The organism is Leptolyngbya sp. CCNP1308 (genome assembly GCF_034932455.1).
Classification (GTDB): Bacteria; Cyanobacteriota; Cyanobacteriia; order Phormidesmidales; family Phormidesmidaceae; genus Nodosilinea.
On record NZ_JAYGIH010000072.1, the window covers coordinates 25745 to 47086 of the forward strand.

At 57.3% G+C, this 21342-nt stretch carries 19 protein-coding genes; 8 read left to right on the forward strand and 11 right to left on the reverse strand.

The window, feature by feature from the left end:
* Positions 1–261: 261 nt before the first annotated feature.
* On the forward strand, positions 262–483 hold the full coding sequence (locus tag VB780_RS14375; protein ID WP_323351849.1) for a hypothetical protein: 222 nt from the start codon (positions 262–264) through the stop codon (positions 481–483).
* Between the two features lie 40 nt (positions 484–523).
* On the opposite strand, the gene VB780_RS14380 is transcribed toward VB780_RS14375, so the two are convergent.
* The 3 genes from VB780_RS14380 to VB780_RS14390 all read right to left on the reverse strand — a co-directional run bounded on the left by VB780_RS14380 (position 524) and on the right by VB780_RS14390 (position 2921).
* A complete protein-coding gene (locus tag VB780_RS14380) occupies positions 524–1729 on the reverse strand; it encodes a ferrochelatase (protein WP_323351850.1) in 1206 nt (401 codons plus the stop codon).
* A 189-nt stretch (positions 1730–1918) separates the two neighbouring features.
* Positions 1919–2443: a pentapeptide repeat-containing protein gene (locus tag VB780_RS14385; RefSeq protein ID WP_323351851.1), complete on the reverse strand. Its 525-nt coding sequence runs from the start codon at positions 2441–2443 to the stop codon at positions 1919–1921.
* 136 nt (positions 2444–2579) lie between these two features.
* Positions 2580–2921 carry a hypothetical protein gene (locus VB780_RS14390; protein ID WP_323351852.1) on the reverse strand — a complete coding sequence of 114 codons (342 nt, stop codon included), beginning with the start codon at positions 2919–2921 and terminating at the stop codon, positions 2580–2582.
* A gap of 229 nt (positions 2922–3150) precedes the next feature.
* Between VB780_RS14390 and VB780_RS14395 the strand changes: the two genes are divergently transcribed.
* A complete protein-coding gene (locus VB780_RS14395) occupies positions 3151–3480 on the forward strand; it encodes an antibiotic biosynthesis monooxygenase (protein ID WP_323351853.1) in 330 nt (109 codons plus the stop codon).
* Positions 3458–3994, forward strand: coding sequence for a GNAT family N-acetyltransferase (locus tag VB780_RS14400; RefSeq protein WP_323351854.1), 537 nt, complete (start codon positions 3458–3460; stop codon positions 3992–3994). Before VB780_RS14395 ends, VB780_RS14400 begins: the two co-directional genes overlap by 23 nt.
* A gap of 25 nt (positions 3995–4019) precedes the next feature.
* On the opposite strand, the gene glcD is transcribed toward VB780_RS14400, so the two are convergent.
* The 6 genes from glcD to VB780_RS14430 all read right to left on the reverse strand — a co-directional run bounded on the left by glcD (position 4020) and on the right by VB780_RS14430 (position 15409).
* Positions 4020–5492, reverse strand: coding sequence for a glycolate oxidase subunit GlcD (glcD, locus tag VB780_RS14405; protein WP_323351855.1), 1473 nt, complete (start codon positions 5490–5492; stop codon positions 4020–4022).
* A gap of 143 nt (positions 5493–5635) precedes the next feature.
* A complete protein-coding gene (locus tag VB780_RS14410) occupies positions 5636–10171 on the reverse strand; it encodes a response regulator (RefSeq protein WP_323351856.1) in 4536 nt (1511 codons plus the stop codon).
* Between the two features lie 61 nt (positions 10172–10232).
* Positions 10233–12878: a methyl-accepting chemotaxis protein gene (locus VB780_RS14415; RefSeq protein WP_323351857.1), complete on the reverse strand. Its 2646-nt coding sequence runs from the start codon at positions 12876–12878 to the stop codon at positions 10233–10235.
* A 51-nt stretch (positions 12879–12929) separates the two neighbouring features.
* Entirely contained in the window at positions 12930–13460 is a 531-nt protein-coding gene (locus tag VB780_RS14420) for a chemotaxis protein CheW (protein ID WP_323351858.1), read from the reverse strand.
* A gap of 56 nt (positions 13461–13516) precedes the next feature.
* Complete coding sequence (locus VB780_RS14425) at positions 13517–13882, reverse strand: response regulator transcription factor (RefSeq protein WP_323351859.1); 366 nt, start codon at positions 13880–13882, stop codon at positions 13517–13519.
* A 255-nt stretch (positions 13883–14137) separates the two neighbouring features.
* Entirely contained in the window at positions 14138–15409 is a 1272-nt protein-coding gene (locus tag VB780_RS14430) for a response regulator (RefSeq protein ID WP_323351860.1), read from the reverse strand.
* A gap of 178 nt (positions 15410–15587) precedes the next feature.
* Here VB780_RS14430 and VB780_RS14435 point away from each other — a divergent pair, with 178 nt between their 5' ends.
* From VB780_RS14435 to VB780_RS14445, 3 genes are all read left to right on the forward strand, one after another.
* Positions 15588–15725 carry a hypothetical protein gene (locus tag VB780_RS14435; protein ID WP_323351861.1) on the forward strand — a complete coding sequence of 46 codons (138 nt, stop codon included), beginning with the start codon at positions 15588–15590 and terminating at the stop codon, positions 15723–15725.
* A gap of 521 nt (positions 15726–16246) precedes the next feature.
* Positions 16247–17998 carry a pilus motility taxis protein HmpF gene (gene hmpF / locus VB780_RS14440; RefSeq protein WP_323351862.1) on the forward strand — a complete coding sequence of 584 codons (1752 nt, stop codon included), beginning with the start codon at positions 16247–16249 and terminating at the stop codon, positions 17996–17998.
* Between the two features lie 61 nt (positions 17999–18059).
* Positions 18060–18266, forward strand: coding sequence for a glycogen debranching protein (locus VB780_RS14445; RefSeq protein ID WP_323351863.1), 207 nt, complete (start codon positions 18060–18062; stop codon positions 18264–18266).
* Between the two features lie 81 nt (positions 18267–18347).
* Here VB780_RS14445 and VB780_RS14450 read toward each other — a convergent pair whose 3' ends face one another.
* On the reverse strand, positions 18348–18689 hold the full coding sequence (locus VB780_RS14450) for a hypothetical protein (RefSeq protein ID WP_323351864.1): 342 nt from the start codon (positions 18687–18689) through the stop codon (positions 18348–18350).
* Positions 18690–18807: 118 nt separating this feature from the next.
* On the opposite strand from VB780_RS14450, the gene yaaA reads away from it, so the two are divergent.
* Both yaaA and VB780_RS14460 read left to right on the forward strand, forming a co-directional pair.
* The gene (gene yaaA, locus VB780_RS14455; protein ID WP_323351865.1) at positions 18808–19017 is read left to right on the forward strand and encodes a S4 domain-containing protein YaaA; all 210 of its coding nucleotides are present in this window, start codon (positions 18808–18810) and stop codon (positions 19015–19017) included.
* Between the two features lie 175 nt (positions 19018–19192).
* Complete coding sequence (locus tag VB780_RS14460) at positions 19193–19636, forward strand: DUF6918 family protein (protein ID WP_323351866.1); 444 nt, start codon at positions 19193–19195, stop codon at positions 19634–19636.
* A gap of 18 nt (positions 19637–19654) precedes the next feature.
* Here the strand turns inward: VB780_RS14460 and VB780_RS14465 are convergent, their stop codons facing one another.
* Positions 19655–21247 carry a TM0106 family RecB-like putative nuclease gene (locus tag VB780_RS14465; RefSeq protein ID WP_323351867.1) on the reverse strand — a complete coding sequence of 531 codons (1593 nt, stop codon included), beginning with the start codon at positions 21245–21247 and terminating at the stop codon, positions 19655–19657.
* Between the last annotated feature and the right edge of the window lie 95 nt (positions 21248–21342).

Consider the following 21342-nt stretch of genomic DNA (forward strand, 5'->3'; position numbering starts at 1 on the left):
CCCATCCATCGCTTAGAACACCTGTATTAACGGCTGATTCTAGCGGGTTTGTTCGGGCTTGTCACGACTTGGTGCTCTGTGCCAGCGATCGCGCTGCTGTCAACAGGGGCACTCAGTCGAGCAATATTAAGTCATGCTTACTCATCGGATAGTGCTTGGCGTTGGTAGGCGTTGACATCACAGAAAGTTCGGTATCTTCACCATGTCTAGAGCGATTGGCCCTGGGCAGGCTAGAGATAGAGCAATTAACCGCAAAACACTATGGCCCTACAGCTTTATCTATTGGCATCGCTGATGGTTTTTCTTCTGGCCATCGGCTCGTTTTTGACCGACCCATCGAATCCTAAAAGCCGCTTGAGTGGCTGGGCTTTTCTGGGTCTAGCCGTAGTGCTCAGCCCGATTACTCTTCCCAATATGGTCGTTAAGCGGATGGGCAAGTCACGCTCATCCGCTCCTATGCGCGTATCGTCATTTAGAGCCTGAAAGAGTATTTTCCCCTCAGGCGCTGAAGAACAATCTGGTGCTAGTGGTGATGCCCGTGGTCATGGCTGTGACCATGATCGTGACCAGGTAGGTGGTGGTCGTGGGTGTGACCATGGTGGCTGTGCACCGCCGCCGCCTGCGACACCGCCAGGGCAGGATTGATGGCTAGAGCCTCTTCTTCCAGCAGATCGGCGATGTGTTTGTCGGCCCAGGTGGCGGCCATCGCCAAAAAGTCGGGGCGATCGTTGACGCAGGGCATTTGCACATAGGTGACGTGGGGATGCTTACGGCGCAGCCCTTCGATGATGTGCTCAACATCCAGCAGGGTTTCGTGGTTTTCGGTGGCGAAGCCGATGGGCATAAACACCAGGGCGGTGGCCCCCAGGTCGATTAGGTTTCGGGCAGCCAGGTCAGCGTTGGGCTGAGTCCACTTGATCAGCGGGGTGTCGTGGTTGAGCCAGCCCACGGAGATCAGCGGGTACTTGTAGATCAGGCGATCGCGCACTTTGTCGTAGAGCTTTTGGCTCTCGTCAATGCCGGAGGTAAAGCCTTTGGCCTCGTGGGGGCAGCCGTGGTTCATCAGCACGATGCCGGTTTGGGAGGGCAGGTGAGCCACAGCCAGGTGGTCTTTGATTTTTTCTTCGACCATGGTGGCCAGCAGATCGATGTAGTCGGGCGCGTCGAAGAAAGAGGGAATGTAGCGCGTTCCCTTAACCCAATGCTCGGTGCCGTCGGAAAGCTTGACTAAAGCCTGATTTACCTGCTCGATGGCAATGCCGCTGGTAAAAATAGAATCCACTACCAGCAGGGGATAGATCAACAGCTTGTCGTACCCCTCGGCTTTGACTTGCTCTAGCACCTGGTCGGGCAGGAAGGGTTTGCAGAAGTTGAAGGCTTTGAAAACTTTAATGCGATCGCCCCAGCGCTCTTGCAGATTGGCCTCAATACCGGCCCGCTGGGCCTCAAAAATAGCGTTGTGGGGGGAAATAAAGTTGCCGTGCTGGTGGCTCCACTCGTGGAGGTCGAAGGCGGCCAGCACCTTGGCCAGGGGGGGGTACACCCAGGTGGGCACCGGGGCAAATTTTGCCGTTAGGAGGTTTAGCGCCTGCTCGTTGTAGTTGGCAAAGTCTTCGTAGCTTTCGACTTCGCCATAGCCCATCAGCAGCACCGCTACCCGGCTATCGCCGGAGGATGAGGGGTGGGAGTGAGATGCAGACGCTTGAATAACGTCGGGGGTTGCAACCATAGTGCCTGTTCTGTGGAGGGGTCATTTCCCACAGGCTAACATCCCCCCATGGGGGATGACATTAACAAAACCCGTAGGTTGGCCATAGAGAACTCACCAAAATCCTGAGAATAAACACTCTAGGAGGAATTGCTCACTGAGCTGACTCGCGTAGCCCACGGAAGGGGTAGGTTACAGAGACAGAACGTTCTAAACGACAGCACATTCAGAATTGCGAATACTGCCGTCAGGCATGATGGTTTGGCAAAACTTAGCGCCCGTGAGGTTGGCCTTAGTCAGGTTGGCCCCGGTCAAATTGGTATAACGCAGGTTGGCCCAGTAGAGATTGGCGTGGGAGAGGTCGGCTTTAGTCAGGTTGGCCCCCTCTAAGTTGGCATGGCTAAAGTCGGCGTGGTCAAGGCAACTGCTGCGTAGATCGGCATTGACCAGGGTGGCGCGGTGGCAGTGAGCCTTGCGCAGATCGGCCTCGCGCAGAACGGCATTGGCCAAGGAGGCACCGCGCAGATCGGCCTGGGCCAGCGTGATTTGGTAGCCATCGATGTGGGTTAGATCGGCCTGGTAGAGGTTGGCCCGAGTCAGGGTAGTGCGGCGCAAATCGGCATTGGCCAAGTGGGCTGCGGCCAGATTTAACCCCTGCAAATTCAGCCCGTGCAGGTCGCGGGCACCCGCCTGATAGTAGCGATTGACCAGTTCTCGTAGGGTAGCTGGGGTCATTGCGGTGATGGCCTAAAATAACGCCAAAAGGTAACGCAAAGAGCAATGGGGACGACCGCTAGGCCTATCCCCATTATCGCGCTGCGATCGCACTAGCGTATCAAGCATTACAAGAATGCTACATTCTCAGCACAGGTTAGATTCGCCCCACGCCTTTGCTACGCTCATCTGAGTCGGTGGTCACCTTGCCAGTCTCATCGGTCTGGTTAATTTCGCTCAGCTCAGCAGCCCGCTGGGCTTTCTTGGCTTCCTCTTCCTCGCGCAGGTCGCCGGGCTCATTGATATACATTTCGGGCTCAATGGGGTAGTTGTTGGCCAGCCCTTCCTTGTCTACCGTTTGGCCGCTGCTGGTGTCGATACTATTGTTGTCATCGCGCGGCTGCTTAAAGTCGGTACCCTCGCGCTCTTTGCGGGCAGCAGTTTCCGCCGGAATAATATGGGGATCGTAGTTATCGCTTTCAACTCTGGGGTTAGACATAGAAGCCTCCATTGAGAATAATTGAGCGAATTGAGTAAGCAGAATGTTTGGATCACTTACTTATCACTGATACAACCCTAGGACGAGATCTGCCAGCCTGTATCTACCCGGAGAATGAGGCCGCTTCTATGACTTTTGGATGAGGTAGACTGATCTCTATTTTTAGCAACGAAAAGAAAATCTTGAGCCTGACTCAGGCCGCAAAGGCAAACAACATAGCAAAAGAATTTTGGGACTTGTTTTAATGATATTAGAAGCTGCTATTTTAACGATTAGACCTGGTGCAAAATTAGCCTTTGAGTCTGCCTTTGAGACGGCCTCTGTGATCATTGCCGCTATGCCAGGATATATTTCTCACGAGTTGCAGCGCTGTATTGAAACGGAAAATCAGTACCTACTGCTTGTGCGTTGGCAGACCTTAACAGACCATTCAGTAGGGTTTCGACAATCGCCAGAGTATCAAGCCTGGCGATCGCTGCTACACCATTTCTACGAGCCTTTTCCCACGGTTGAGCACTACGAATCGGTTTTAAGCTATGCAAGACTTCCCCAACCTTGAGACCCCGCGCCTGTGGCTACGTCAGGCCACTGAAGCCGATGCCGAAGCTGTTTTCTCTCTCTTTTCTGACCCGCAGGTGACGCGGTTTCACGACCTCGATACTTTCACGTATCTTGACCAAGCTAGAGAAGTCATTGAGCGTCGAAAAATGGGGTTTAAGGGCGATCGCGGTATTCGCTGGGCGATCGCCCTCAAACCGCACAACAATTTAATCGGTTCGTGCGGATTCACCTGGGATAGGACAGCCAGTCAGGCAGAAGTGGGCTACGAACTGGCCCGTAAATTTTGGCGGCGAGGCATCATGACAGAAGCGTTGAGCGCCATCTTCAACTATGGTTTTGAGGTAGAAAATTTGCATCGCATTGTTGCAGAGGTAATGGTTGACAACCTGGCCTCTAAACAGCTGCTTAAAAAACTAGGCTTGCAAAGCCAGGGGATATTGAAAGAACGCGGCTTTTGGAAGGGAAATCACCACGATTTAGAACAGTTTGTGTTGAGTAAGCCACAGCCTTAGCGTCAAGCTACCAAAACGGCTGCCCCTAAAATCGCTCCACCTCGGGTAGGGCCGCTGCCGCTACGCTGCGAGCTGCTTCGCCGCAGGTGCGGGGGGTAGGCAGTAGCTTTGTTGGGTTTGCCAGCAGATCCGGGTCAAGGGCCTGTCGCACCCAGCCCATGGTTTCCAAATCGGTAGGCGAAAACATATCGGGCATGTAACAGCGCTTGTCGGCCCCAATACCGTGCTCGCCCGAAATGCTGCCGCCCACCCGCACGCACAGCTTGAGAATATCGCCCCCCAGCTCTTCCACCTGCTCCAGCTGATCGGGGATGGCGTTGTTGTAGAGAATCAGCGGGTGCAAATTGCCGTCGCCTGCGTGGAAAACGTTGGCTACCCGGTATCCGTGCTTGTTACCCAACGCCTCAATTTCCCTAAGCACGTAGGGCAGTTGGGTACGGGGAATCACGCCATCCTGCACGTAGTAGTCGGGGCTGAGCTTGCCCATGGCGGCAAAAGCGGCCTTGCGACCCTTCCACAACCGCAGACGCTCCTCTGGGTCGGTGGCGACGGTGATGGTACGGGCACCGTTTTGGCGGCAGAGGTTGGCAATGCGATCGCCCGTCGCCGCTACCTCCGCTGGCAAGCCGTCAATCTCAATCAGCAAAATCGCCGCCGCATCGCGGGGGTAGCAGTTGGTGGCCACCACATCTTCCACCGCGTTGAGGCTAAAATTGTCCATCATCTCCATACCAGCGGGGATGATGCCCGCGCTGGTGATGGCTGAAACCGCCTCCCCGGCGGCCTCTACCGAGGTAAAGTCGGCCAGCAGCACCTGAATCGACTGGGGCGCTTTGAGAATGCGCAGGGTAATTTCAGTGGCAATGCCCAGGGTGCCTTCGGAGCCAACGAAGAGCCCGCACAGATCGTAGCCAGGGGTTTCGGCTACCTCGCCGCCGAGGTTGACAATGTCGCCCGTGGGCAGCACGACCTTGAGCCCTAGCACATGGTTAGTGGTCACCCCGTACTTGAGGCAGTGGACTCCGCCCGAGTTTTCGGCCACGTTGCCGCCCACCGAGCACACCGACTGGCTAGAGGGGTCGGGGGCATAGTAAAAGCCCGCACCGCTGACCGCCTGGGTGACCCAGTTGTTGATTACTCCCGGCTGTACCACCACCCGCTGGTTCTCCAGATCCACCGAGAGAATCTGGTTCATGGTGGCGGTGACGATCAGCACCGAGTCTTCGATAGGCAGTGCCCCGCCCGAGAGGCCAGTGCCTGCACCCCGCGCCACAAAGGGTACCTGAAAGCGATCGCAGATTTTAACCGCCGCCGCCACCTGCTCAGTGGTTTTGGGCAGCACCACCACGGCGGGCCGCTGGCGGTAGCTCGTCAGCCCGTCGCACTCGTAGACCAAAATTTCTTCTTTGCGGCGCACCACGCGATCGCCTCCGAGAGCGACCGTAAAGGCGTCAATGATCGGTGCCCAGTCAATGCGCGATCGCTCTGCTACGGTCATGGCCCATACTGCTCAAGATGTCTGTGATCCTAACCTGAACTGCTGTCGCTAAACAGCGCGATCGTCGTCAGTCAAGCGCTCGCCCACACCGAGCCATTCGACCAATGAATTCGCCCTTTACTACAACTAACGGTTGCCAGCCCCTAGGTTTCGGATTCCTCAGCTATCTTCCGCCGGATCATGTTCTCGCCCTGGAGCATGCGCTTGGCTGCATCCAGCAGCATTTCCTCCAGATAGGGCTTGGTAAAGTAGCCTTTGGCCCCCAGATCCACCGCCATCTGCCGGTGGCGATCGGCTCCTCGAGAAGTCAGCATCGCCGTCGGAATCTGGCTCAAGGCGCTGTCTTTCTGCATGCGGGAGAGCAGTTCTAGGCCGTCCATGCGAGGCATTTCAATATCGCAGAAGACCAGGTCGCAGGGCAGGCCAGAGCGCAGTTTTTCCCAGGCTTCCTGACCGTCGCGGGCCTGTTCGACCCGGTAGCCGATCTTGTTGAAGCTCATCGACAGCAGTTCGCGTACCGTAATCGAGTCGTCCACAATCAGCACTGTTGGGTCAGTGTGGGCGACGGTTTCGACGGGCTCCTCATCCACCGTCTGCGTCCACAGCGAGGTCGAAGCATCGCGGCGCAGGCGACCGCTGGCCAGGTCAATCAGCTCCAGCACATCGGCAATGGGCATGACGCGCCCATCCCCTAGCACCGTTGCACCGGCAATACCGATGGGCTTGGGCACTGGCCCTTCTAGCTGTTTAATGACAATCTCCTGCTCGCCAATGACCTGATCGACTTGAAGGGCGATAAAGGTGCTGGCGCTGCGCAAGACCACCATAGAGATAACGTCTTCATCTTGGGGGCCACCGTAGACCCGGCCCCGACCCAGACTGCGGTTGAAGCGCAGCAGGTCGCTGAGTGGGCGGAAGGGCAGCAGCGTATCGCGCCAGAGGATGCAGGCGTGGCCCTGGTCATCGGTTTGAATGCGCTCCTTGGGCACGTCAAACATATCCTCAACCCCATCCATGGGGAAGGCGATGCGGGCCTGGTTGTTGACGCAGCTGAGGGCTTTAGTAATGCTGAGGGTGAGGGGTAGACGAATGGTAAAGCTGGTGCCCTTGCCCACTTCAGACTCGATGGTGATCGATCCGCGAATGTCGGATAGGGCGGTTCGCACCACGTCCATGCCGACGCCGCGCCCGGAGAAATCATCGGCCTGGTCGCGGGTGCTAAAGCCCGGCAAAAACAGCAGGTCGTAGACCTCAATTTCGGTCATGGTCTGGGCTTCGGCGGGGGTAATCAGCCCCTGCTTGAGGGCCTTGGCCTTGACCACCGCTGGGTTGATGCCACCGCCGTTGTCGGCGATGTAGATTACAGTCTGGTTGCCCTGGTAGAAAGCCCGTACGGTAATTGTGCCTTCTCGCCCTTTGCCATTGGCCAGGCGCTCTTCGGGCGACTCAATGCCGTGGGTAATGGCGTTGTTGACCAGGTGGGTCATGGGGTCGTAGAGGCGCTCTAGGATCATTTTGTCGATTAGGGTGTCGCGCCCTTCGACCACGAGTTGAGCCTCTTTGCCGCACCTGAGGGAAATATCGCGCACGGCGCGGGGCAGTCGATCGGCGGTTTGACCGAAGGGCACCATGCGCGCCTTGTTGAGGCCCTCTTGCAGCTGGGTGGTCACCTGGCGAAACTGGCGGGCAATCTGGTCGGTGGAGTCGATGGTGAACTCAATGTCCGACGATGCCTCCCGCACCCGCACGATCAGCTCAATCATCTCCTGGGAGAGGGTGTGGAAGCCGGTGAAGCGATCCATCTCAAGGGCGTCGAAGGTGGCTCCGGTGGCGTGGCTGTTGCCCCCCCGATCTGAGGAGGAAACCCCTAGGGCAAAGGCCTGGCGGTTGGCAATTAGGGAGCTTTCCAGCAGCGATCGCTCGTACAGATCGCGCATGCGCTGGCCCACGTCGTTGAGCTGCGAGACCTGGTGCAGCAGGTTGTCTAGAAACTGCCGCAGGCGTTCCTGGTCTTGCTCTAGGGAGTTGCGGTTGACCACCAGTTCTCCCACCAGATTGCTGAGAGTGTCAAGGTGGCCCACCGAAACGCGCATGGTTTGGTCGGTGGTGCTGGTGGCTCGCCGGGGCGATCGCCGGGCTGACTGCACCGATGCCGCTCGGCGGGAACCGATAGATGGAGCCGAGCCGCCTAGCTGGTCGGCTTCTTCCAACAATTTCTCAAGGTCGTCAAATTCGTCATCGCCGTTGTTGTCTATGGGGCGATCGCCAGTCGTCAGACTAGACCCACTGGGGAAAGGTATGGGGAGCCCGCTGTCTGTTTGACTAGAGGCTGCTGGATCGGTGACCGGAGGATCTTCCCCAAGCAGGGCTTCTAGGTCGTCAAAGCTGTTGTCATCGAGACTATAGTCGTCGAAGCCCTGACTCACGGGGGTAGAGAGAGCCTCTGTATAGCCGTTGCTGCTGTGGGCATTCCCCTCAAACACATCGGCGAAGGCATCATCTGGCAGCCCTAGTTCACCGTGCAGAGATTCGTCTGAATTGGGCAGTTGATCAAACGCAAGGGTGGATTCGTCGAGCAGGTTTTCTAAATCGGTAAAGCTTGCGTCCTCAGCCGAGCCTTCAGACCCGATCCCATCGCTCTCAAATGATGCGGCGGTCAGCTCAGCCTCGTCGCTGTCATTGGTGGGGATGTCAAAACTGGCATCGGCCTCAGTTGCTGTTAGCTCAGGCTCAACGGTGGCTTCATCAGAGACATCGTCAGACGCGAGATCAAAGGCACTGTCGGTCAGGTTTAGTTCCCCAAAGGGGTCATCTAAGAAGGGATCGGCTTCGCCAAAGAGGTTTGTAGCCTCTGCCTCCGCTGTCTCGGACTCAGGGGCATGACTGTCTGCGGTGAGCAGACTCGACGACTCACGGCTAAAAAGCCCGTTGTCGGCTCCAGAGCTATTGCTGCTTGAGCTATCTAGATCGAGCTCTAAGTGCAGCTCAGGCATAGTGTGGGCATCGTCATCGTCGATGAAATCGTCATCGGAGAGGGCATCAAAAAAGCTATCGACTTCGTCGCTGTCGCCGTTGGCCGCAGGAGCCTCGGCAGACTCATCCAGAGCAAAAAAATCATCTAGAGGAACGTCGACCCTGGCCTCTGCGACAAAGCTGGGCGCATCGTCAAGAAAATCAGCCAGAGGGTCTACGGCGGTTTCTGCCCCGGCCGTGGCCATAGAAACCGATGCTGCATCTTCAGTGGGCAAATCGACCGCCTGGTCGGGCCCTAGGGCCGGCTCGCTGCCTGAAGGAGACTCGGTTGATCCGGCATCGAGATCGTATCCGAATAGGCTAGCCATATCGTCAATGGCAGGATTTTCGGCAGTATCAGATTCTCGATCTGCCGCCTCAGTAGCAAACAAATCGGCGAACTCAGAGTCGTCGCGATCGGCGGTTACGCCATTGTCTGGGTCTAAATCGTCGGGGGAGACCTCTGATAAATCTTCTTCCCAAATGTCGGCCAGGCTATCGGAGGCACCTTCAAACAAGTCGGCTAGACTGTTTAGCTCTGCAGCCCCCACCTCTGGACCGATGCTGCCAGCCGTTCCTTGGGGCATTGTGGGTTCAGAGGGCAGCGAGCCATCAAACTGGCCAAAGACCGACTCTAAACCGGTTTCGGTTACGTTTTCGGGGCTGTCTAGGGTTAGGTCATCCAGCCAGTTTTCAGGGCTGTCTAGGGTCAGATCGTCGGCATCGCTTTCCTCAGCGGCGGCAAACAAGTCGGCTAGGTCAGGCCCGTCAGCGTCGTCGTTAAGCGCTTCGGCCAGCAGTGCATCGAGGGTGGAGTCGTCGCTAGCTAGGTCTGGCTCAACTTGAACAGGTAGCAGGTCTTGGAGTGCTTTGGAGGCGGCTACTTGGCCGCTAGCTCCGGTTAGCACCTGGTCTTGGGCCTGCTTCAGGTCTTTGATCACCACTGGCGCTAGGGAGCGGTAGGTCTGGGCTGGATTTGCGATCGCCCTCTCTACCACCTGCGTCAGGGTGCACCACTGAACCAGCTCAAATTGTTCGCCCAGGCTGTGCATGCGCTGGCACAGGCGATTGAGGGCTTGGCGAGAGATGCTGTTGTCGGGCTGCTTAAAGGTGGACAGCATATCTCGCAGCAGTGCTGGAACATCGCTACGAAACACAAGCTGAAGGGCGCTGGTTTCGGGGTGAGGTGCTGCCGCTACTGTTGCGGGACGCGGCGGCGCAGCGGCGGGAACGGCGGCTGGGGCGGCGGCTACCAGTGCTTCGAGGTGAGCCTCGGCCTGTACAAAAATCGGCTCCAGGGGAGCCATGATTTCCTGAGCCTGATCGTTGGTGAGGCCAAAGGGGCTCTGCAGCTGCTCCAGCTGCTCTTGCAGCCCGTCAAAGATTTGCAGCAGCAGAGTTTCCAGGTCGCGATCGGGGCGTACGGTCGACTCTTTCATCACCTTGAAAAAGTCCTCCATGCGGTGGCTGGTGCGCTGAATACTGTTCAGCCCCAGCATGGCCGCTCCGCCCTTCACCGAGTGGGCCGCCCGAAACACTTCGTTCATCATCTCAGAGTCATTGACGGTGGCCGCTAGGTTCAGCAACCCCTGCTCGATGGTGTTGAGATGATCCTTGGCTTCTTCAATGAAGTACCCCAAGATGCGCTTTTGATCTTCAGGCAGCATGTCGATTTCCCTCTGAATGCTTTTCGACCGTGTTTGGCTCACTCCCGTTGGTTAACTGCACCTAGCCATCTGATTTATTCACTTTGAAGCGCTCCACTGAGGTCAGCAGGTCGCGGGCAACCCCCACTAGATTCTGGAGCGATCCCGATACCCGCTGGGCCTCCTGGGAGGTCTCCTGGGCCGTGAGTTCTACCGATTGCATGACCTGAGCCACGGCGCGGGAGGTCTCAGTCTGCTCGACGGTGTCGGCGGTAATCGATCGCACCAGCACGTCAATGCGGTTTGACACTTGAATAATGTCTTCTAGCGATCGCTTCGCCTGCTCAGCCAATCGGGTGCCCTCAATCACCTGCTGGGTGCCCTCTTCCATGGCGGTCATTACTCCGCCCGTCTCACTCTGAATTTGCAGCACGATCTGCTCAATCTCTTTAGACGCCTTGGCGGCCCGGTCAGCCAGCTGCCGCACTTCGTCAGCCACAATGGCAAAGCCCCGGCCCGCCTCCCCAGCCCGCGCCGCCTCAATACTGGCGTTGAGAGCCAGCAGGTTGGTGCGGGAGGCAATCTGCGAAATCAACGCCACAATCTTCGAAATTTCTTGGGAAGACTCTGCCAGACGCTTCACCTTGCGGGTAGTCTCGGCCACCGTTTCGCGAATCTCAAGAATACCGGCCACCGTGCGCTCCACCGACTCACCCCCCTTCAAAGCGGTAGACGATGCGGTACGGGCCACTTCCTCAGCCTCACGAGCGCTTTCGGCCACCCGCTGAATCGAGTCGGTCATCACCTGCACCGAGTTCAGCGTCACCGCTAGCTCCTCCGCCTGGCGCAGGGCATCTGCCGACAGACTGCGGGCAAAGATCTCGTTTTCGGTCGAGCCCTTGCTCACCTGGCGGGCGGCTACGCTTACCTGTTCCACAATCTCCCGCAGGTTTTGAATGGTGAGGTTAAAGGAGTCAGCTACGGCTCCGAGCACGTCGGCGGTTACCTCCGCCTGCACGGTCAAGTCGCCCCGAGCAGCTCCCTCCACATCGTCTAGCAGCCGAATCACCTGGCGCTGGAGGTCTTCCTTGGCCTGCTCCTGCTCCTGGGCCTTGCGCTGGGCTTCACTGGTAGTGGTTAAAATCACCCGCGACATTTTGTTAAAGCTGCTGGCTAAGCGACCAAACTCGTCTTCGGTAAACACCGTGGCCCGAGCCGACAAATTGCCCGTAATCACCGTGTCAAACTGCCGCTGCAGGTCGTCGACGCTGCGGCCTACCTGACGGTGGGCCAAACGTCCAACCACCAAGGCTGAGCCAAACCCAGCTACTCCACCCGCCAAGGCCATGGCCGCATGCACGGCCTTGGGCATCGACCGCCCTGGCTGTAGGGTCGAAGCGGCAAAGTTGATTACGCCTACCGCTAGGGCCGAGGCCACGCCGGCGGCAATGGCAACGATCAACTCTTTAGTCGGCAGGGGAGAATTGTCTAAAAAGCCTAGCCAGTCTTGCTCAGTGGTCACCGCTTCCACATCGTGACTGTCGGTTTGAGTAAATACAGGCAGGCTATCGCTGGCACCTGCAATACTAAAAATATCATCGTCGCTGATCACCGCCTGATCGTTCATGTCGCTGAGGTCAAAGGCGGAGGTGCCACCGGTATAGCCGCTGTTGTCGTCCGTTGAAGTCAGTCCTGAGGTGCCTACCGAGGGCGTAGTAAACCCAGCGGAACTGTCTGACAGCTCAAAGTCGGGTAGGTTGCCCAGGTCGTCAAAGTCGCTAAATTCGTCTAAAAAGTCAACGTTGCTGCTGGGCTGGGTGCTGTCGTCTAAATCAGGCATGTATCCATTGTCGACGTAGGCATTGTAGTCGAGATCGGCGCTATCGCCAGCGGTGTCGAGGTCGTCGGTCAGGAGGTCGGGCTCGGGCGCAAACACCGTCATGTCGTCGCCGCCGTCATCGGCGGGGGGCCAGCCCTGGTCAAAACCATGGGAGGCTAGCTCCATATCGCTGTAGAGGTCACTGCCCTGGGCCTCGGTGGCCCCACCAAAGGGATCGTCGACATTGCTCACCTCCAGGGAATCAAGGGAGGCATCATCGTCAAAAGTGATGTCGTCTAGGCTCTCTTGGCCCTCAGCCCAGCTGCTGCTAGCGCCAAAGCTAGGGCTGGCCCCATCGTCAGGATCAGTGGCAAAGGGATCGTCGGTGGCAAACGGATCGGCTGCAAATGGATCGGCTCGGGAGGGATCGCCAAATCCGCCGTTGGCAATCGAACCGGGCATGTCGTCAGCAAGGCTAAAGTCGCTGAGGTCGAGGTGGTTATCTGACAGGTCTGCGCCACCGGTGGCACCAACGCTGCTCTCTAAACCCATCGACGTTGAGGCACCAGCGTCAAAAAAAGTATCTCCGGCATCGGTTTCATAGTCCATGGCGGCTCCGGAGGATGCCTCTGCGGAGAACTGGTTGGCATAGTCGAGACCGTTGCTGGCATAGTCAACGTATTCTGGCTCTGAGGTGAGGTCGAGCACAGCGCTGTACTGGGCCGAGGCTACATCGTACCGCTGTAGGCCGTAGCAGTAGATATGGCCTCGCAATAGCAGCACGCTGGGATCCTCAGGGTAATCGTCGGCCAGCTGATCGATAACTGCCGCAGCCTCCGAGTAGTTACCCTGTACGTAGGCTCGTTCTGCTTTCTGATAGGCTTGAGAGTAATCGATGCCTGAAGCCATGGTCTTCTCCTGCCGGTGCAAGTGTCCTAAGGGGTAAGGATGGGGCTAAGCCTAGGTGGCCCAGCGAGCTGAGCGAATAACAGCAACGTGGTCAAGCAGCCTAAGGGTTTTGTTTTCTTCGGCTTTAATGACCCATTCACCGCGCAAAAATGGAGCCATTGTGTCGGGGCTGTTGTCTGACACCCGGGTTTTGTCAGGGTTGAGCCAGCGGGTGCCCACAATTCGATTAACGGCCAAGCCTAGCATAGTTCCCTGATCTTCAATGGCGATGACCGAAATCTCGGGGCGATCGGTGTTGAGCACCGACGAATACCCAAGAAACTGACCCAGGTCGGCTACCCATACCACTCGTCCCTGCTCGTTGAGGGTACCCAGCAGCAGGTGCGACACATTGGGGATGGGAGTGATGCGATCGGGAGGCTGCTCAATAATGCGACGAATACCGGTGGCAGGCAGGGCAAATTCGTCTTCGGGGGTGACGAAGAAGCGCAAAAATAGCTCGCCATCGGGCGTTTCCAGCTCTTGTAGTTCTGGATCTTGGTCTTGCCCGGTCTGCGTGAGAAAGTCAGGATTGCCTACCATAAGCCTGTTAGTACGTTGATCCTCTGTTTGATAACTGTTGCGTCACTCTTTGAGCCTTATCCTCTGAGCAGTTGCTTGACCGTGCCGACCAATTCGGTGGGCTGAAATGGCTTGGCAATGTAAGCGTCTGCCCCCTGTTTCATGCCCCAGTAGCGGTCGAACTCTTCGCCTTTAGAGGAACACATGACTACGGGTACGTTTTGGGTAGAGGGATCGGCTTTGATGCGGCGACACAGCTCATAGCCGTTCATGCGAGGCATCACGATATCGAGCACAACCATATCTGGACGCTGGCTCTGAATTTGCTCGAGGGCTTCCATGCCATCGCTGGCTACGGTAACGCTGAGGCCAATACCCCTTAGTAGCTCGGTAATCATTTCTCGCTGAGGAATACTATCTTCTACCACCAGGACTGTACTCATAGGTTGATTCAAAAAGGCCAGCTAAATGGCCAGACATAAACCGTCAGTGATGCTGTGCACCTATCGCCGACAAGAGCTTAAGACACAGCCTGACCGCGCTTAAAAGCAGCCCCGAAGGACTCCAAACCTGTGACTCTAACGTACCCTCAAACGCAGGCTATGCTGTCGATTTAGATAAATTAATCAACCGGGTTGTTTAGATTATGGCGAATCTTATCGGAATTGATGCAAAAACCCTGGTTAGGCTAAGGAATGTTACTGAGGCATAGGAGCCTTGCTAAAGTCGATGTCGAATTCGTCTTCGATGGCTTCGGCCAGCAGGGTGTCAGGGCGGGGGCGGTTGAGGTCGCCGGGGCCAGCATACTTTTCGACCAGCGCTAGCAGTTCGCCGGGGCCAAAGGGCTTGGTCAGGTAGTCGGTTGCGCCTACCATTCTGGCTTTAACCCGATCTAAAAACCCGTCTTTGCCGGTGAGCATGACGATGGGGGTTTGGCGAAAGGCGCTGGAATGTCTCAGCATGGCACACAGCTCGTACCCGTCGAGTTCGGGCATGGTGATATCGCAGAGAATCAGGTTGGGCTGGAGCTGAAATAGCAAGCCCAGGGCCTTGAGGGGGTTGCCAATGGAGGTGGCTTCGTAGCCCTGCCCAGCGAGGATACGCTCGACGGACTGGCGAACGGTGGTGCTGTCATCGACGCAGACAATACGGGGCAAGCGATCGGGCCCAGGCTGTTGGGTGTGAGGGGCTAGGCCTGCCTCAGCGGGGCCATAGACTAGGCTAATTTGTCCCTGTTGCAGGGCAGGGACTAGGCTGCGGGCGACGCTGAGCAGATCGCGGCCGAGGTAGCGGGCAATGCGGCGAATGGAGGTTTTGCCGTCCATCCAGGTGACCATACGCTGATAGACCTGGGTGGACACGCTGGCTTGGAAGGCCTCGGGGGCTAGGAGAACTGGGCATTGGTCAGGCGATTGCAGGTGAGGGTGCAGCTGGTGCCAGGTTTGAATTTGCTGGGTGATGCCTGCGACTAGGTCGCTGATGGTGTGGGTCATCAGCTGGGGGCTGAGAGCCGAGCTGAGCTGAAACACAAAGGCACCGTGGTGGAGGCTCAGTAGGTCAAAGAGCGTCTCATGCACCATGTGGCTCAGAATGGTGCGGCCCTGGTCGGGGGTGATTAAATGCTGTTCGAGCAGCGCCCACAGGGTACCGTACTCGAGGGAGTTAAAGGCGGCGATCGCAGCGGTCGTGCTGGGGTCTGGCAGCGACTGGTCGATGCCATAGCGGTGGAGATGGTCGCGCAGGCGATCGAGCTTGTTGTCGGTGGTGCCGGCGTAAACGAGCTGTCCATTGGCCAAAAATACTAGCCAAGAGCGCGAATCAGTCGCCGTGAGCGCTCCGTCAACGGATTGATTGGGGGACTGGGTACCGGTGCTGCCGTAGCTTTCTAGGTACAGTTCGCCAGTGCGCTGCCCCAGCTCGATGAGCTGTAGAATGCTGCGAATATCAATTTCTGACAGATAACCCTGCATGAGGCAACCCAAGGATGGGAACAGCACCTGATTAGCCAGGCCAGGAAAGTTGGGGCTGAGCTCAGCATGCCCTAACTAGAAGACCAATCGTACCCTTTGATTTTCTTGGCGTAACGATTGCTCTGCTAGAGAGCTGGCACCCCTGGGCTGAAGTGTTTGGTTTGAGAGAGCCAGCGCCTTGGCCCAGAGGGTGAAGGGCTGGGCACCGATCCTCCCCGGCGTGCTCCCAGTATACGGCGCTTCGTCGGCGGTGCTGCGCGATCGCGTCGTGGTGGCCTGCTCGGTGGAACGATTTTGGGGAACTCTATCTCCATAAGGAAAGGAGCGCTTTTTAGCTAGGGGCATCTACAAGCTGCGATTGGTTGTCTAACATGACGGTCTTACCTGGTCAAAATTAGCTAAGATTCGCATTAGCTTTGGCCGCAGTGACAGTAACCCCTCGACCAGCAATGGCCCTGGCCTTCAGCCATTGATCCGGAAGCTCAGGGTAGTTGGGCTAGCGGTGGTGTGGTGCGATCGCGGTTGGTCTGATGGCAGATAGACCGTGAATTTCACCCTGACTCAGGGGGTTTGCGATAGGGTTTATGGGTAGACCCAGTACGACTAGGATAGACAATAGCCCAGGTGAGGACAGATACCCGGAAATTTAGGCTCTGAGCTAATCTAGAGCTAGCTAGATAGTGTATCAGGACACATTTACGCAGCCCCCAGATCGTTTACGTAAACAGGCAGCCCCTTTGCCTAACCCTCTCAATTAATCAAAGATGCAAGATTCCTAAATACTGCGTCAGCTTTACTCCCCTAACGTTAACGTTCTAAGCCACGAGGACCACCAGCGTGCTGTACCTAGCAGAAGTCCAGAAAAAGACCGGGTTTATTGGCAGCGGCAAGCCTGAATTCAAGCTGCTGGCCTGTCAGCGCAGCGAGAACAGCTGGAGCGCCGTCACCGGGGATGAGACCTTAGTGGCCCCGGACGACGCTTCCTACAACGCTGGTGCCCTGGTAATGGTGGACGTCAGCGGCAACCGACAGGTTCAGCGTCACTATGAGGCGGGGCGATCGCTGACCACCATCCTGCAAAACTTTTCTAACCTGAGCAAAAAGTCTAAGACCCAGGAAGAAGAGATTGAGCAGTGGAAGCAGTCGCTTACCTTCCAGAGTCAGGAACTCAACCGCCGCGAGCTGGAGCTAGAGTCCCGTCAGGAGCAGGTTGAGCAGGCCGAAGCCGATCTTGAGCAGCTCGACGCCCAGCGTCAGGAGCTCGATCAGCTGCGCCAAAGCCTAGAGCAACAGCAGGAAGAACTCACCCGCAAAAATCAAGATTTGGAAGGCGCTTGGGCCCACCTCAACGGTGAAATGCGCCGTCTGGAAGAGCAGCGCGCCGAAGGCGTCACCACCGCCGGACTGGACGCAGAACAGGTGGCCAATCTGCAGGGGGCTCTCAACCGTCTCACTGAAGCCGTGATGCCTGTGGAAGCCCTGCGGGATCCGCTCACTCACGCTACCGATGGGCTGAACTATCATCAGGGACTGTTGGGAGACTATCGACAAGCTCTCGAAGGCCAGCGCCAAGGCTTAGAACAGCGCCAGCAAGAGCTAGACCAGCAGGCTACCCAGCTCAGTCAGCGCTGGGCCGACTGGCGTCAGGCCGAAGCTGCGCTTGTAGCCAAGCGCGAAGATCTGAAGCTGCGGCAGCAGGCGGTCAAAACCCAGCAGGAGCAGATTCAGACTCTGACCGATACCCTGCAAGCCCAAGCTAACCTGCACCAGAAAATCTACGATCTGCTCAATACCACTGACAAGGTGCGGCTGAGCAAAAAGGTCGATGTGGCAGCCCTGGAAGCCATGGACTTAGACCACCTCCAGACCATGGTGGGCGATCTGGAAAAAGATCTGGAGAAAATGTCTCGGTTTGTCTCTGATCAAGAGGAGGAACTGGCCCTAGAGCAGCAGGCCATTGATGAAATTCAGCTAAAAATTGAGCAGGCCAGCGAGTTTGATCGCCTTCAGCTAGAGACCGAGATCGAAGAAGAGCAAGATCGCTATCAAATGCTCAACGAGACCCTGGTGGGCCAGCGGCGCAATTTGCTGGAGCGCGAAGAGCTGTTGAGTCAGCATCAGGCGGTGTTGCGGCGACGCCAGGGCCTGACGGTAGAGGAAACGCCTGTGAGTGCCGTAGATCTAGAGCCCCTGCTCAATACCATCGACGCTCAGCGCCAGCAGACGACAGACAGCATTCAGGCCCTAGAGACCGAGGTCAAGAAGACCCAGGATGCCATTGGCCAGCTCAAGCGAGAGATCGAAGGTGCTGAAGCCGCTCTGACCACCCATCGCGCTGAGGTGGAGGCGTTTGAGGCTGGTCTGCGGCAGCAGCAGCAAGATCTGGCGGGCTTGATGGGCAAGCTGGCAGTTTGCGAGGAGCTGCTCAACCCGGCGCAGGAGAGCGTCAACGGGCTGAGGCAGTCTCTGGAGAACTTGGCTGGAGCGGTGACTAAGCTTCAGGAAGTCAATGATTACCAATTGCAGGCGATCGCAGAGCTGCGTCAAACCGTAGTTAGCGTGGGTGCCCCTCCGGTGACTGCATCCTAACCAAAAATGAAGGCTCCAAGTGCTAGAGTCGGCTGATAGACATCTAGAGGCATAACCGCGCATGATTTGGGTCAACGAACAAATTGATCCGTCTGGGATCATTTACTCGTGCATTGCCTGCAGCGACGAAGCCCAAGCCCAGGCCTGCTACCAGTCGTTTGAAGACAATCTGTCCGAAGAGCAGCGCGCCGCTGGCTGGGTTGCTCAAATGCGCACCGTTGAGTCGTGGGACGAGGTGCCCGTGAACGCGCTGAAGCTGAGCTATTAGATGTCAGGCCGGGCGCGGGGAGTCTTCTCACCAATCCCGGCCTGGAGATTGCTACCGCATAATAGCGGCGGGCTATGGGTGCTAGTGGCTGGACTGCCGCCAGCGCCAGCGCTGGTCGAGCAGCGTGCGGCTCAAGACTCGCACGGGGTCTTGAGATTCGCCGGAGAATAGGGCAAAGTCTATAGGTCCCCAGATTTGCTCGGCTTCCTCTGCCAAGGCCAGCAGGCAGGGGTCATTGAGGGCAATGCGATGGTCAAATCGCAGGGTGAGCAGCGGTAAGCCTCGGTGCCCGGCACCGGTAACTACTCCCCAGTCGTACTGGTCGAGCAACGCCTGCAGCGCCTGGCTGGCGGCGCGACGAAACTGCTCGAGCTGCTGGTGCTTTTGTCTGAGTTCTTGCAGGAGTTGGTGATTGGTCAACATCGTGCCCCTCCGCTGGTAGCAGTGATATGAACGCCCTCTCCTGAGTGTAAGGGGCGTTATAGCCTCTAGAGTTGAAGACTTTCTATTACTCTGTTGTCAACATTCCCCCGATCGCCCTATGGCCAGTATGGACTACATCAAACTTGACCAGTTTTTGAAGCAAATGCAGGCAGTTTCCACGGGGGGACAGGCCAAGATGATGATTCAAGATGGTGAGGTGAGCGTCAACGGTGAGGTCGAAACTCGACGAGGGCGCAAGCTAGTTAAGGGCGATCGCGTCTCATTAGATGGGCAGGTCTGGACTGTTGATCTGGCAGCCCTCGAATAGGAGATCCCCGTTCGCGCCAGCGCTGTCATCGAACCCGGGCTTCGACAAGGGTTGCCTAGCAAAGTTTATAGATGTGTTAAGCAATCTCGAACCTCGCCCAGGGAATGCTGATCTAGCCGTGGTGCAACGGAAGATTGGGATCAGTACAGAATCTATTAATGAGATTATTACCACCATGGGTTTAAGCGATATTTTAAGTGACCCGGCTATTAAGGCTCAGGTTGTGGCTGACTGTGCCTCCCTCATCGATGGCCAGGTGGCCTCTAAGGGTGGCTTTGGAGGTATGGCCCTAAAAACTACCTACGGAGTCGTCAAGGGGATGAACTCAGGCTATATTCCTGGGGCCATTGAGCGGATGCTGCCTGAGGTGGTGACCTCCCTAAACCCCCTGTGGGCTGAGGGCGAGCAGGCCGGTGACCCGGTGGCCTATCTGACTCAACATCAGGTGCGGGCTGCCGATGTCATTCTAGGGGTGACCGATCGCCGGATAGCTAAGACTGATAACGGGCTGGTGCGATCGTCGTACACCAAGCTGCGCCAGTCGGTGATCGGCGATGTGGAAAGCGCTGTACCGGGCCTGGCCAAAATTTTTGGCCGCTACAGTGTCGTTGCGTCCTAATCTTGGCATCCGAGGAGTCTAACCGATGGTTTGGTAGAGCTGCTCCCAGTAGGGTTCAGCAAACTTTACCAGCCAGTCTTTGATGTGATACGTGGCCCGGCAGTCGTCTTCGTTGTAGCGCAGGATGGCGTCTAGATAGGTGCGATCGCCGGTTTCGGCCCAGGCGTTGTACCAGCAGATCGACTGGGCTCCGTTGGCCCCTTCGTCGCGCCAGTCAAAGCCCATCCAGCGGGCGATGTGCTTGAGGGCATAGCTCTCGATGGGCAGGGTGACGCCATCGGTGATGCACTTGTGGATATCAAAGAAGCGATCGAGCAGAGCCTCAATGCGGCGGTGGGGGGTGCCATAGAGCTGCCCCAGCTTGCGTACGGTCTGGGCCTCGTAGGGGCAGAAGTGATAGATCGGCGCGTAGGGGTAGGCGTGCACCAGATCGATAAATTCGTTCCAGGCGCGGCGCTCCTGGTGGTGGGTTTCGGCCAGCAGGGCGTGAAAATTGGTGTCGCCCGTGCGGTGGTTGACCACCAGCACCCCATGGAGATAAATCAGGTTTTGGTCGGGGGCAGCCTCGATATCAAAATACAGCTCAACCTCGCCCTCGGGTAAATCTTCGGGCCACAGCGGAAACCCGTGGGGGGCATGGGGCGCGCTGCGGGGAATAGCGCGGTTGTCGATTAGTGCCTGGGCCTGGTGAACCAGCTTTTCGGCCACCTGTTCACCAAAGCCAGGCAGGGGCGCTAGGTGGGCTGGGCTGGCCTGGGCTAAGGCGGCTACGGTGGTGAGGTGCTGCTGCTTTAGAAACTCGTAGCGGGCCGGAGTGACCCCCGGTAGCAGCGATAGGTGGCGGGTTTCCCTGGCCTCAGCGTAGCAATGGTTGAACCAGTGGCAGAGATCGCAGCGACTGTGGGAAATAAACAGCTCAGGCGTAGCTGTACTGCGCAATTCCTTCAGGCAGTCGTTGAGCACCGTTTGCAGCTTGGGCACCAGCCGCCCCAGGTCAATGTGGTAGGTTTGCCCCCCGCGCAGCGATAGACAACTGGTGTCGGGCCAGACCCCCTGCACCCGCGAGAGCACATAGGCGTGGTAGGCCGCCACCACTTGGTAGTCGAGCTTTGGCTTTTTGCCCAGCTTAATATCTATGGGTACATAGACCCAGTTGCCCCAGCACGACCAGCCGGGCCGCTTGATCAGCAGGTCGGGCTGGCTCACTAGCTGCACCCCATCTACCGCTGAGGGGGCGGCTAGCACCCCCTGGCGAATGGCCTCAACCCCGTCGGCCATCAGATCTAGGGTAGCCTTGGCTCCGGCGGCCCAGTCGCCCGATGGAAACTCAGGCCGGTAGAGGGGATAGTAGTCTTCGAGCACCCGCTCGCGGTGGGTGAGGCTGTCTTGGCGCAGCTTGAGCAGGTAGTCAGAGGGGGTGTCTTTTTGGTTGCGATCGCCATACAGATCTAAAAAGGCCCGCCGACTACAGCGCTGGTAGTGAAACAGCACATCGTCGGTGAGCCATCGAATTAGGGATTTAAGCGTTGTCGTCTCAGCGGGAAAACTCAGGGAGCTTTTCGGGCCACCCCCTGAACTTGAATGCGGTGGCAGGGGGTGACTAGCAGACAAAACGAGTTATAGGGCAAGTGCTAGAGAACAAAGAAAAAGGTTGCTGTTGCGAATGCACCAAAGCTGTAGCAGACTCGCTGGGAGTGCTGACGGGC